The organism is Streptococcus sinensis (assembly GCF_000767835.1).
Taxonomy (GTDB): Bacteria; Bacillota; Bacilli; order Lactobacillales; family Streptococcaceae; genus Streptococcus; species Streptococcus sinensis.
Genome location: NZ_JPEN01000094.1, coordinates 1 through 12,490 on the forward strand (window position 1 = coordinate 1; position 12,490 = coordinate 12,490).

Consider the following 12,490-nt stretch of genomic DNA (forward strand, 5'->3'; position numbering starts at 1 on the left):
AGTGACCATCGAAAATGGTCAAGAAACCGGTCGCACCACTCGAGACAGCTTCGTTTCTAAAGATCCAGTTGATAAGATTGTGGAAGTTGGAACCAAGGAAGAACAGCCAACGCAGCCAAGCAAACCTGACGCGCCAGTTAAGCCTGGTACTCCAGCTAAACCAGGCAAGACCGAGGAAGACTTGCGTATCTTGACGGATGAAGCTACCAAGGTTCAAGTTATCGGTACAAAATCCGCGCTTGAACAGGTCGCAAGCTTGAAAGTTAAGAAAGTTACGTCACAAAGTTTAGCGGGCAAGGTCTATGATGCTTACGACATTACCTTGGAAGACAAGTTTGGCAACGCTATTCAGCCGAGTGGAAAAGTCCTTGTTAGTCTGCCGCTTGCAGCCAATAAGGAGGTTGAAAATGTCTTCTATGTCACAGCTGCTAACCAATTGGATGCTCTGGCATTCCAGCAAAAAGGTCAAATTGTCGAATTTATGTCGGACCACTTCAGCATCTATGCAGTTGTTTATAAGGCATCTCAGGATCATTTAGCAATTAGCCAGGACGATGGAAGTGAAAAACAAAAGGCCTCTGAATCTGCTGTTTCAACTACATCTAATGGTCAACGAAATATGTCAGGAAATAAAGAAGGTCAGCTCCCGAATACAGGGGAGAAAAGTAACCAATCTGCCTTCCTAGCTTCTCTGATATTAGCATTATCAAGCCTTTTCCTTCTGTCAGTTAAAGACAAGAAGAAATACTAAAAAGTTTTAAAATAAGCTTTTTCGGTACCTCATTGAGGTGCCGTTTTTGAATTAGAATAAAACGATTTTAGCTGATTCGAAATTTTACAACAAGCTCCTTTAGCTGGCTAAGGAAGTTGAAAAGATTTAAAAATCCTTCAAAACAAGGGCAGGAGCTGTTTAAAATTGATGAAAATAAAGTAATTTCTTCCTTTATTTTGATTGATTGTAAAAATAACTTGCCTTTCTTAACAAGTCTAATCATCAAAAAGCAAAAAATACCATGCAAACCTTTTCATCACTAAAAAAATCTGCTATAATTAAGTAGAAAATAATACAGAGGAGAATATCATGTCAAAAAAAATTATCGGAATTGATTTGGGAGGAACTTCCATTAAGTTTGCTATTTTGACGCAGGAAGGCGAAATCCAAGAAAAGTGGTCTATTAAAACCAATATCTTAGATGAAGGAAGCCATATTGTGGATGAGATGATTGAGTCTATTCAACATCGTTTGGGACTCTTGAACTTGTCAGCTGAGAATTTTATGGGGATTGGGATGGGATCGCCTGGTGTTGTTGACCGTGAAAATGGGACGGTAATCGGTGCTTACAATCTCAACTGGAAGACTTTGCAGCCGGTGAAAGAGAAAATCGAAAAAGCAACAGGCATTCCATTCTTCATTGACAATGATGCCAATGTTGCCGCCCTTGGTGAGCGTTGGATGGGAGCTGGCGACAATCAGCCAGATGTGGTCTTTATGACACTGGGAACCGGTGTCGGTGGTGGAATTGTTGCCGAAGGAAAGCTCTTGCACGGACTTGCTGGAGCAGCAGGAGAGCTTGGTCACATCACAGTGGACTTTGATCAGCCGATTCAATGTACCTGTGGCAAGAAGGGCTGCCTAGAGACTGTTGCATCTGCGACTGGAATTGTCAATCTGACTCGTCGTTATGCGGATGAATATGCTGGCAATGCTGAGTTGAAAAAACTGATTGATAACGGTGAAGATGTCAACGCTAAAATTGTATTTGACTTAGCCAAGGAAGGCGATGAGCTGGCCTTGATTGTTTATCGCAATTTCGCGCGCTATCTGGGAATTGCCTGTGCCAACATCGGCTCTATCCTAAATCCTTCAACAATCGTTATCGGTGGTGGTGTATCTGCAGCTGGAGAGTTTCTGCTTGAGGGTGTCCGCAAAGTCTATGAAGAAAACAGCTTCCCGCAAGTGCGTACTTCAACCAAATTGGCTCTGGCAACGCTTGGAAATGATGCCGGCGTGATTGGAGCAGCTTCATTAGTTTTACAATAATTTGTAAGTATCATACATTTATTCTCCTGCCAAACTTGGCAGGAGAATTTTTTTGAAAAATCTGCTATACTAAAGAAAGTTTAACGATTCAGGAGACATCATGACCAAAGCAGATACGATTTTTAAAGAAAATATTAGCAGGATTTTAGAAGCAGGAGTTTTTTCTGAAAATGCCCGTCCGCGTTATAAGGACGGAAATGTGGCTAACTCCAAGTATATCACAGGTTCTTTTGCAGAATACGATTTGAGCAAGGGCGAGTTCCCAATCACAACTCTGCGACCGATTGCTATCAAGTCCGCCATCAAGGAAGTGCTCTGGATCTATCAAGACCAGTCTAATAGCTTGGAACTGCTCAATGACAAGTACAATGTTCACTATTGGAATGACTGGGAAGTTGGCGATACGGGTACTATCGGGCAACGCTACGGAGCTGTTGTCAAGAAGCACAATATTATCAATAAAATTCTCCAACAACTGGAAGCCAATCCTTGGAATCGTCGCAATATCATCTCTCTCTGGGATTATGAAGCTTTTGAAGAAACAGATGGCTTGCTTCCGTGCGCTTTTCAGACCATGTTTGACGTTCGACGTGTTGCTGGAGACATTTATCTGGATGCGACTCTGATGCAGCGCTCAAATGATATGCTAGTGGCTCACCATATCAACGCGATGCAATATGTGGCTCTGCAGATGATGATTGCCAAGCATTTCGGTTGGAAAGTCGGCAAGTTCTTTTACTTTATCAATAACCTGCATATCTATGACAATCAGTTCGAGCAGGCGGAGGAACTCTTGCGTCGGGAACCTAGCAACTGCCAACCACGGCTCGTTTTAAATGTGCCAGACGGAACCAATTTCTTTGATATCAAGGCAGAGGACTTTGAGCTCTTAGACTATGATCCGGTCAAACCTCAGCTCAAGTTTGATTTGGCGATTTGATTCCTTTGGAAAAAACAGGCCAATCTTTTGTCTGAATGAAGGAATGATATTTTTCCGAAAAGCATAGTTGAAAAAAGCCTTTTTCTGCAAAATTTGATAAAATGGAATTACCAATTAGAAGGATGGGATAATGACAAAGAAAATTATTGCCATTTGGGCTCAGGCAGAGGCTGGTCTTATCGGAAAAGATCAAGTCATGCCTTGGCATCTGCCGGCTGAGCTCCAGCATTTCAAAAGAACGACAACTGGTCATGCTATTTTGATGGGGCGAGTGACCTTTGACGGATTGAACCGTCGCCTCTTGCCGAATAGGACCAGTATTATTTTGACTAATAATCAAGACTATCAGATAGATGATGAAAACGCCTTGGTTTTTAACACTATTGAAGATGTGCTGGACTGGTACCAGCATCAGGATAAGAATCTCTATGTTATCGGTGGTGCTCAGATTATAGCAGCTTTTGAGCCTTATTTGGACGAATTGATTCAGACTCAGATTGCTGCCAAGTTGGATGGGGACACCTATTTTCCACAGAGTTTTGACTGGTCTCTTTATCGAGAAGTCAGCAGCGAATTTTATCCAAAAGACGAAAAAAATATTTATGACTTTACTGTTAAAAAATATCAAAGAAAGGACTCGTAAGAATGGAGCGAAGTGTTTTTGGTTTTTTTACGGCCTTTTTATGTGTGATTTGTCTGATTTGTTCTCTACAGACTTTTCGTAAAAAACGTTATGGTTTAGCCGTTCTATTTTTGTTAAATGCTTTTACTAATCTGGTCAATTCCATCCATGCTTTTTATATGACCCTCTTTTAAGATGTATGAGAATAATGAAATAGAAATTTAGAATTGGAGTAGAAAATGCCTACAAATCGTAATAATGAGATGATGGTGTATTGTTCTTTCTGCGGAAAGAATCAGGACGAAGTCCAAAAAATCATCGCAGGCAACAATGCCTTTATCTGTAATGAATGTGTCGAATTAGCGCAGGAAATTATCCGAGAAGAATTAGCTGAAGAAGTCCTGGCTGATCTTTCTGAAGTACCAAAACCGCAAGAATTGCTCAATATTTTGAATCACTATGTGATTGGTCAGGATCGGGCGAAACGAGCTTTGGCTGTTGCTGTTTACAACCACTATAAGCGAATTAATTTTCATGACAGCCGTGAAGAGGATGATGTGGAGCTGCAAAAATCCAATATCCTCATGATTGGTCCGACTGGATCTGGTAAAACCTTCCTGGCTCAGACCTTGGCACGCAGTCTCAATGTTCCTTTTGCTATCGCGGATGCGACAGCCTTGACTGAGGCTGGCTATGTTGGTGAAGATGTGGAGAATATCCTGCTCAAGCTCTTACAGGCGGCGGACTTTAATATTGAGCGGGCAGAACGCGGTATTATCTATGTGGATGAAATTGATAAAATTGCCAAGAAGAGCGAGAATGTTTCTATTACCCGTGATGTTTCAGGTGAAGGTGTTCAGCAAGCCTTGCTGAAGATTATCGAAGGAACAGTAGCCAGTGTGCCTCCTCAAGGTGGCCGCAAGCATCCACAGCAAGAAATGATTCAGGTTGATACCAAAAATATTCTTTTCATTGTTGGCGGTGCGTTTGACGGTATCGAAGAAATTGTCAAACAACGTCTTGGTGAGAAGATTATCGGTTTTGGCCAAAATAATCGTGCTATTGACGAAGGTGGTTCCTATATGCAGGAAATCATTGCCGAAGATATCCAAAAATTTGGGCTGATTCCTGAGTTGATTGGTCGCTTGCCAGTATTTGCAGCTTTGGAGCAGTTGACTGTTGACGATTTAGTTCGAATTTTAAGCGAACCAAAGAATGCTCTTGTCAAGCAGTATCAAGCCCTTCTCTCTTATGATGATGTCAAATTGGAATTTGACGAGGATGCCCTACAAGAGATTGCAAATAAAGCGATCGAACGCAAGACAGGTGCTCGCGGACTCCGCTCAATCATCGAAGAAACCATGATGGACGTCATGTTTGAAGTTCCAAGTCAGGAAAATGTCAAACTGGTCCGTATTACCAAAGCAGCAGTAGATGGAACAGACAAGCCGATTCTGGAAACTGCCTAACGAGGTGCTTATGGAAATCAATACACACAATGCTGAGATTTTGCTGAGCGCAGCCAATAAATCACATTATCCTCAAGATAGTATTCCTGAAATTGCTCTGGCTGGCCGCTCCAATGTCGGAAAATCCAGCTTTATCAATACACTGCTTAACCGCAAAAATCTAGCTCGGACATCGGGAAAACCCGGTAAAACGCAATTGCTAAACTTTTTTGACATCGATGGCAAGTTGCGCTTTGTGGACGTGCCGGGCTATGGTTATGCCAAGGTTTCCAAGAGCGAGCGGGCCAAGTGGGGGAAGATGATCGAGGAATATCTGACTAGCCGTGATAATCTGAGAGCGGTCGTGAGCTTAGTAGACTTGCGTCATGACCCTAGTGCAGATGATGTTCAGATGTACGAGTTTCTCAAATATTATGAAATTCCAGTCATTGTCGTAGCAACCAAGGCGGATAAGATTCCGCGCGGTAAGTGGAATAAGCATGAAAGTGCTATCAAGAAAAAGTTGAACTTTGATAAGAGTGATGATTTTATCATCTTTTCATCGGTAAATAAAGCTGGTTTGGATGAAGCTTGGGATGCTATTTTAGCGAAAATTTAAAAGAAGTCTGGTTCATTTTAGAACTAGATTTCTTTTTGTAAAATGTTACAAACTTGTAACTTTCCAATAGCACTTTTTAATCATATAATATGGTACAATAATGAAGTCTAGAAACAATAATTTAGGAGAAAATGATGAAAAAGAGAAGATTGTCTAAAAGAGGAAAAAAACTTCTTACTAATATCTTTGTGCTAGTTTCAACCATTACTGTTGGTTTTGTTCTGGTAAACCGCATCAACCCAGCAAGTGCTTATGATGATAACGGACAACAGCCGATGAGTCAAACGGATTATTTCATTTCACAAATCGGTGAACCAGCGAGACAGTTGGCACAAGACAATGATTTATATGCCTCTGTGATGATTGCTCAAGCTATTTTGGAGAGTGGATCTGGTCAATCAGGTTTATCTGATGCACCACACTACAATCTATTTGGCATTAAAGGGCAATATGCAGGTCAGTCTGCAACGATGCAGACTTGGGAAGATGATGGTCAGGGAAATGCTAGCGTTATCCATGATGAATTTCGTTCTTATCCTAGTTATGCGGAATCACTTCAAGATTATGCTTACGTTTTAAAACAAAATCATTTTGCTGGGGCTTGGAAGAGTAATGCTCCAACCTATCAAGATGCAACAGCTGCGCTGACTGGCGTCTACGCAACAGACAGTAGCTATAATCTGAAATTAAATGCTATTATTGAAAAATACGATTTAACTCGTTTTGACACTCCCAGTTTCCAATATGGATTTGATGGCATGGTTTACAACCCTTATCGACAACAATACACCTCACAAGAAGTTTTAGATGTTGATATTGCTTGGGCAAGTAAGTACAATTAATAGGATACTCATTTCTTAAAACGGAGTGAGACATACGGGAACAGCCTGACTCTGATGAAATGAGTTGGGCTGTTTTATTTCACGAATATTGTCTAAATAAGCGAATTTCGATATAAATCAAGATAAGATACAGGGTTACATAACTTTATTTATCACTACTTTCGTCAGCGAACGTTTTAGGAGAAAGAAATGGGAAAATTTAAAGTTTTACTTGAAAAGCAAGAAATGATTATCTTGGACGGAGCCTTGGGGACAGAGATGGAAAGTCGAGGCTATGACGTTTCAGGCAAGCTCTGGTCAGCTAAGTATCTGTTGGATAATCCTCAGATTATTCAAGACTTGCATGAGGCTTATGTTCGGGCTGGCAGTGACATCATCACCACTTCCAGTTATCAGGCTAGTATTCCATCTTTTGTCGAGGCTGGGCTGAGTCCTGAAAAGGCTTATGAATTTCTCAAAGAGACGGTCTTTTTAGTGCAGACTGCTATCAAAAATGTCTGGCAGGGTTTATCGTTAGATGAGCAGAAGCAGCGCTCCTATCCTCTGGTGGCAGGCTCGGTAGGGCCTTATGCTGCTTATCTAGCTGACGGTTCAGAATACACGGGAAACTATCAGCTGAGTGAGGCAGAATTCCGTGATTTTCATCGTCCGCGCATTCAAGCTTTGTTAGAAGCAGGAAGTGATTTGTTAGCTATTGAAACTATTCCAAATGGGGCAGAAGCGGCAGCAATCGTCCGACTCTTAGCAGAAGAATTTCCGCAGGCGGAGGCCTATCTGTCCTTTACCGCTCAAACTGAATCAGCTATCTCAGATGGGACGCCTATCAAAGAAGTAGGGCTCTTGGCTCAATTTAGCTCGCAAGTGTTGGCGGTCGGTTTTAACTGCACAGCTCCGCATTTGATTGCTCCCTTATTAGAGAAAATTCGACAAGTATGCGATAAACCTTTGTTGACCTATCCAAATTCTGGAGAAATTTATAATGGTGTGACCAATACTTGGCATGATGATTCCAAACAGGATAAAAACTTGCTGGAAAACAGCAAACTCTGGCGAGAGCAGGGAGTTCAGCTATTTGGTGGTTGTTGTCGAACACGGCCAGAAGATATCAAGCAGCTAGCTAGTAGTCTACGAAATTGAAAATGTTGATTTTCAATTTCATTTTTAGAAAAACTTCCAGAAAACGCTTTCGAAAGACAAGACTTTGTGATATACTGTACATAGTTTAATTTAGAGGAGAAATTATAATGGTCGAATCGACATTTATTCCAAAACTAGAAGCAGCTTGTCGCAAGAAAGAAGGCTTGTTCGATACAAACAAGGGTAAGTATGCTGTCCGCTCTATCTTTGCGGGAGCTTTTCTAACCTTTAGTACAGGAGCAGGAGCTATTGCAGCAGATCTGACAAATAAGATTGTCCCAGGAACTGGACGTTTTCTCTTTCCCTTTATCTTCGCTTGGGGCTTGGCCTATATCGTCTTTCTAAATGCCGAGCTGGTGACTTCTAATATGATGTTTCTGACAGCTGGTACTTTCCTAAAGAAGATTGATTGGAAAAAAGCGCTGATTATTTTGTTCTATTGTACCTTCTTTAACCTGATTGGGGCTCTGATTGCTGGTTGGCTCTTTGCCAATTCGGCGGCTTATGCAGGACTTAGCAAGGACAGTTTCATTGCTGGTGTTGTGCAGATGAAGCTTGCTCGTTCTAATGAACTTGTTTTACTTGAGGGCATATTGGCCAATGTCTTTGTTAATATTGCTATTCTTTCCTTTGTCTTAGTCAAGGATAGTACAGCCAAGCTTTTCTTGGTTATTTCAGCCATTTATATGTTTGTATTCTTAACAAACGAACACTTGGCAGCCAACTTTGCTTCTTTTGCTATCGTGAAGTTTAGCTCAGCTGCATCAGAGGTGGCAAATTTTGGTATTGGAAATATCCTGCGTCACTGGGCTGTGACCTTCATAGGGAACTTGATTGGTGGCGGCCTCCTGATCGGTCTGCCATATGCTTGGTTCAATAAAAAAGAAGAACATTATGTAGATTAATCTGCAGCTTGGTGTTGCAATAATTCTATAAAAAAATATTTTAAAAAGATTGCATAAAAGACTTGCAATCTTTTTTTATCTGTGCTATCATTATTAATGGTTTGAAAAAACTGCCTAAGACAGTAGGGGAGCTCGACTCATAAAGATCCTACCGAGGACAAAACGTATCATGCAAAAGAAGCGTATTGTACTTTCGTGTCTGGGTTTGGGCGCGTTTTTCTTTTGGAAAAATTCCCCAAGCAAAATAATTACGGAGGTGAAACACTAAATGAGTGAAGCAATTATTGCTAAAAAAGCGGAATTAGTTGACGTAGTAGCTGAAAAGATGAAAGCTGCCGCATCAATCGTCGTTGTTGACGCTCGTGGTTTGACAGTTGATCAAGATACCGTTCTTCGTCGTGAGCTTCGTGGAAGCGAAGTTGAGTACAAAGTAATTAAAAACTCAATCTTACGTCGTGCAGCTGAAAAAGCTGGACTTGAAGAGTTGGCATCAGTTTTTGTTGGACCATCTGCAGTAGCATTTTCTAACGAAGATGTTATCGCACCAGCGAAAATCTTGAACGATTTTTCTAAGAACGCAGATGCACTTGAAATTAAAGGTGGTGCTATCGAAGGTGCTGTCGCATCAAAAGAAGAGATTATTGCACTTGCAACTCTTCCAAACCGCGAAGGACTTCTTTCTATGCTCCTTTCTGTACTTCAAGCGCCAGTTCGCAACGTTGCACTTGCTGTCAAAGCAGTTGCAGAAAGCAAAGAAGACGCAGCTTAATCTTAAGCTACGCAGCGTAGCCTAGCTACGAAAAAAACTATTATAAATTTAAAACTTATTTGGAGGAAATTAACAATGGCATTGAACATTGAAAACATTATTGCTGAAATTAAAGAAGCTTCAATTCTTGAATTGAACGACCTTGTAAAAGCTATCGAAGAAGAATTTGGTGTAACTGCGGCTGCTCCTGTAGCTGTAGCTGCTGCTGGTGGTGCTGAAGAAGCTGCTAAAGATTCATTTGACGTTGAATTGACTGCAGCAGGCGACAAGAAAGTCGGCGTTATCAAAGCTGTACGTGAAATCACTGGTCTTGGACTTAAAGAAGCTAAAGCGCTTGTTGACGGTGCACCAGCACTTGTTAAAGAAGGCGTTGCAACTGCAGAAGCTGAAGAAATCAAAGCTAAATTGGAAGAAGCAGGAGCTTCAGTTACTCTTAAATAATCGTTTAGCGATTGCTTAGGACTGAAACCCTAGTTTTAAAACCTTTTCGTTGAGTTAAGGTGATTCAAAAAATGGGATGTTTCTTTTGAAATTTCCCCATAAGCACCCCCACTAAATATTGTGGGGGTGTTTTTGCATTTTTAGATAAATTTTTTATACCAAGATTGGAGATTGATTTATTGATTTTTGAGACTTGAAGGGGAGTAACCTTATGGTTTATAAAAACTAACAAACTTTAAGGTTATAAATTGACAGCGTTTCCATTTTTGTGTAATATCAATACTATAGGACAAACATATATTAATTTAAGGAGGAAACTAGGATGCAATTATTGATTGAACTGCAAAAAATAGATCAGTTTATCTTGCCGGTGAACTATAATTACCTCCTTCAATCGATGATTTATAATTTATTGAAAAATAAGGAAGACTTATCTGCGCAACTTCATGAGAGGGGCTATCCGTTAGAGGATAAACATTTTAAACTGTTCACATTTTCGTTATTGCGAGGTCAATATAAAATCCACGGAAAACGAATAGAGTTTCTTGATAAGGTGCGTTTTGAAATTAGAACGATTGATCAATCCATTTTATTCACTATTGCAGAGTCCTTGTCAAATCTAGATGAATTGCGAATTGGTCGAAACCTTGTAAAAATTTTAAATGTAAAAATTGAACAGAAGAAATTGACGGGGACTTCTTATAAGATTCGGATGATTTCTCCCTTGGTGGTTCGTTCTACAGATGCTGACACCAAAAAAACATTGTATTACAATCCGTTTGATACGGAATTTAAGAGCAGAATCATGGAGAATCTTGAGAGAAAATTTCAAGCTTATTATCATAAAGTACCGACAGGTAGATTTGATATAGAGCCAATAAATTTTTCTTTAAAAAATAAATTTGTTACCAAATACAAAGACTATCTCATAACGGGTTGGAAAGGAGAATTTGAGATAAGAGGGGATGCGGAGGTGTTGGATTTCCTCTATCAAGTTGGACTTGGTGAGAAGAATTCGATGGGATTCGGCATGTTTGTGATTGAAGAATAGAAGGATAGAGTGGATATGGAATTTAGAAATTGTCAGTTAGAGCTTGGATTAAAATGTCATGCACCAATTATTCATTTTTAACTTGAAGAACTAATCTTATTGCTTGCTCGTTCAGTGAAAGCAAGGTTTATTGGGTATTGGATGAAGAAAGTTCCAAGTCTGAAAAAACGTTTGAAAAACTTACACAGTGGACTTTATCGCCCAGAATCCTCGCCTTGTTTCTAAGACTAATGAGCCGTAGAAAAATATGATAGACGGATCATTTAGATAGAAGATAATTTTTAATTGTATTTTGCTGAAGAGGGGGAAACTAGAATAGCCACAATCCCGACAATGCTTACCCTATCTTCAATGAGATTTTGAATCAAAGTGGTTTTTCTTTTGTTAAGCGAACCAAACGGCCACCCCGAGACCCTCTGAATGCCTTGATTAGCTTTTGCAATACGATTTTATACAGTCGTGTTCTGCGCTTGATCTGGCAGGCTAGACTAGATCCTAAAATCGGAGTGCTCCATGCTTCAAATAATCGTCCTTATAGTTTGCATCTGGATTTTGCGGATTATATGAAGCCGGTTATCGTGGATCGAGTGATTTTGAGTTTGATCAATAAACATCAAATCAATGCTACAGATCATTTTGAAGAAAGGGAAGACGGATCGGTTTATCTGAATCGTGAAGGGAAGTATATCGTCTTGCGAAATTTTGAGGAAAAGCTACAGACGAGACTGGTCATGGGGGGCTCGACCTATACCTATGCCCAGCTCATCCAGCACGACATTCGGTAGTTTAAGAGAATATTGCAGCAAGATGGGGACTTAAAACGCTTTAAACCTTACAAATACTATTAAAAAGTCGGTCGATCTTTTCGATTTTTTGTCTCTTTTTCAAAAGCTGCCAACCAAGCGGTTTATAAGCGCTAGGACAAAAAAGATCGACCGACTTTTTTCATTGAAATCTTGAAAAAAGCTCTATTTTTTGATACAATCAATCTAGAAACAGCGAAAATACTGTTGTTATACCTTACCTATAAGGAATTGAGACAATCATATCCGGTGGCTAATCCACCTTCTACAATTTCATAATCATGTTATACCTTACCTATAAGGAATTGAGACTTGCGGCTCTGCAGGTTTTTCTGCTGGCTTTTGCGGTTATACCTTACCTATAAGGAATTGAGACGCTCTTTCGCCTGTTATCATTAGAATTCTGACAAGACTTTTAGTAAAGTTATACCTTACCTATAAGGAATTGAGACTCTAACACCAGTAACACCAGTTTCAACCAGGTGATAGTCAACCCGTTATACCTTACCTATAAGGAATTGAGACAAATATTTCTCTGGCTCTATCATTCTTAATTTTTTGTTATACCTTACCTATAAGGAATTGAGACTTATGTCAGTCTGAAATTTAGATCTTGCAGACTATTTTAATGTTATACCTTACCTATAAGGAATTGGTTGTGTGTCTTTGTCTGTCTCCGAGGGCACCAAAAAAGCGAGCAAATTCTTGTCTGCTGGGAAGCATGAGAATTTGTTCGCCTTTTGTTTTGTAGGAATATTTGAAATTTCCGTCATGATTTGCTATACTAGTAGCAGTTAGAGATTGTGGCGGAGCTGTTGCCCGCTGCATGGATAATCAAGAAAAGTAGGCTCTATAATTTCTGTAGTGGGTAA

At 40.1% G+C, this 12,490-nt stretch carries 13 protein-coding genes, 1 CRISPR repeat array and 1 other annotated feature; all 13 genes read left to right on the plus strand.

The window, feature by feature from the left end; genetic code table 11:
• Nucleotides 1–751: G5 domain-containing protein (locus SSIN_RS07945; RefSeq protein ID WP_037617709.1), on the plus strand; the 751-nt coding region annotated here is incomplete at its 5' end.
• A gap of 330 nt (nt 752–1,081) precedes the next feature.
• Nucleotides 1,082–2,041 (plus strand): ROK family glucokinase, encoded by a 960-nt coding sequence (locus SSIN_RS07950; RefSeq protein WP_037617711.1) that lies wholly within the window; start codon nt 1,082–1,084, stop codon nt 2,039–2,041.
• A 100-nt stretch (nt 2,042–2,141) separates the two neighbouring features.
• Nucleotides 2,142–2,981, plus strand: coding sequence for a thymidylate synthase (locus tag SSIN_RS07955; protein ID WP_037617713.1), 840 nt, complete (start codon nt 2,142–2,144; stop codon nt 2,979–2,981).
• 130 nt (nt 2,982–3,111) lie between these two features.
• Nucleotides 3,112–3,624 carry a dihydrofolate reductase gene (locus tag SSIN_RS07960; protein WP_037617715.1) on the plus strand — a complete coding sequence of 171 codons (513 nt, stop codon included), beginning with the start codon at nt 3,112–3,114 and terminating at the stop codon, nt 3,622–3,624.
• 218 nt (nt 3,625–3,842) lie between these two features.
• Nucleotides 3,843–5,072, plus strand: a complete 1,230-nt coding sequence (gene clpX, locus SSIN_RS07970; RefSeq protein WP_037617718.1) for an ATP-dependent Clp protease ATP-binding subunit ClpX — start codon at nt 3,843–3,845, stop codon at nt 5,070–5,072.
• A gap of 10 nt (nt 5,073–5,082) precedes the next feature.
• The gene (yihA, locus tag SSIN_RS07975) at nt 5,083–5,670 is read left to right on the plus strand and encodes a ribosome biogenesis GTP-binding protein YihA/YsxC (RefSeq protein ID WP_037617720.1); all 588 of its coding nucleotides are present in this window, start codon (nt 5,083–5,085) and stop codon (nt 5,668–5,670) included.
• Between the two features lie 134 nt (nt 5,671–5,804).
• A complete protein-coding gene (locus SSIN_RS07980) occupies nt 5,805–6,512 on the plus strand; it encodes a glucosaminidase domain-containing protein (RefSeq protein WP_037617722.1) in 708 nt (235 codons plus the stop codon).
• A gap of 189 nt (nt 6,513–6,701) precedes the next feature.
• Nucleotides 6,702–7,649: a homocysteine S-methyltransferase gene (gene mmuM, locus SSIN_RS07985; RefSeq protein ID WP_037617724.1), complete on the plus strand. Its 948-nt coding sequence runs from the start codon at nt 6,702–6,704 to the stop codon at nt 7,647–7,649.
• Between the two features lie 107 nt (nt 7,650–7,756).
• A complete protein-coding gene (locus SSIN_RS07990) occupies nt 7,757–8,554 on the plus strand; it encodes a formate/nitrite transporter family protein (RefSeq protein ID WP_037617725.1) in 798 nt (265 codons plus the stop codon).
• A 95-nt stretch (nt 8,555–8,649) separates the two neighbouring features.
• Nucleotides 8,650–8,784, plus strand: a sequence feature (ribosomal protein L10 leader region).
• Nucleotides 8,785–8,822: 38 nt separating this feature from the next.
• On the plus strand, nt 8,823–9,323 hold the full coding sequence (rplJ, locus tag SSIN_RS07995; protein WP_037617727.1) for a 50S ribosomal protein L10: 501 nt from the start codon (nt 8,823–8,825) through the stop codon (nt 9,321–9,323).
• A gap of 75 nt (nt 9,324–9,398) precedes the next feature.
• Nucleotides 9,399–9,764, plus strand: a complete 366-nt coding sequence (gene rplL, locus SSIN_RS08000) for a 50S ribosomal protein L7/L12 (RefSeq protein WP_037617729.1) — start codon at nt 9,399–9,401, stop codon at nt 9,762–9,764.
• A gap of 322 nt (nt 9,765–10,086) precedes the next feature.
• Nucleotides 10,087–10,815, plus strand: coding sequence for a CRISPR-associated endoribonuclease Cas6 (gene cas6, locus SSIN_RS08005; RefSeq protein ID WP_037617731.1), 729 nt, complete (start codon nt 10,087–10,089; stop codon nt 10,813–10,815).
• Between the two features lie 344 nt (nt 10,816–11,159).
• Nucleotides 11,160–11,600 (plus strand): CRISPR-associated endonuclease Cas1, encoded by a 441-nt coding sequence (cas1, locus tag SSIN_RS08010; RefSeq protein WP_084578636.1) that lies wholly within the window; start codon nt 11,160–11,162, stop codon nt 11,598–11,600.
• A 227-nt stretch (nt 11,601–11,827) separates the two neighbouring features.
• A CRISPR array of direct repeats spans nt 11,828–12,277; the repeat unit is 29 nt; unit sequence GTTATACCTTACCTATAAGGAATTGAGAC.
• Nucleotides 12,278–12,490 lie beyond the last annotated feature (213 nt).

Coding starts and splice junctions, on each gene's coding strand:
- SSIN_RS07950 (WP_037617711.1), top strand. CDS start 1,082: ATGTCAAAAAAAATTATCGGAATTGATTTGGGAGGAACTTCCATTAAG.
- SSIN_RS07955 (WP_037617713.1), top strand. CDS start 2,142: ATGACCAAAGCAGATACGATTTTTAAAGAAAATATTAGCAGGATTTTA.
- SSIN_RS07960 (WP_037617715.1), top strand. CDS start 3,112: ATGACAAAGAAAATTATTGCCATTTGGGCTCAGGCAGAGGCTGGTCTT.
- clpX (WP_037617718.1), top strand. CDS start 3,843: ATGCCTACAAATCGTAATAATGAGATGATGGTGTATTGTTCTTTCTGC.
- yihA (WP_037617720.1), top strand. CDS start 5,083: ATGGAAATCAATACACACAATGCTGAGATTTTGCTGAGCGCAGCCAAT.
- SSIN_RS07980 (WP_037617722.1), top strand. CDS start 5,805: ATGAAAAAGAGAAGATTGTCTAAAAGAGGAAAAAAACTTCTTACTAAT.
- mmuM (WP_037617724.1), top strand. CDS start 6,702: ATGGGAAAATTTAAAGTTTTACTTGAAAAGCAAGAAATGATTATCTTG.
- SSIN_RS07990 (WP_037617725.1), top strand. CDS start 7,757: ATGGTCGAATCGACATTTATTCCAAAACTAGAAGCAGCTTGTCGCAAG.
- rplJ (WP_037617727.1), top strand. CDS start 8,823: ATGAGTGAAGCAATTATTGCTAAAAAAGCGGAATTAGTTGACGTAGTA.
- rplL (WP_037617729.1), top strand. CDS start 9,399: ATGGCATTGAACATTGAAAACATTATTGCTGAAATTAAAGAAGCTTCA.
- cas6 (WP_037617731.1), top strand. CDS start 10,087: ATGCAATTATTGATTGAACTGCAAAAAATAGATCAGTTTATCTTGCCG.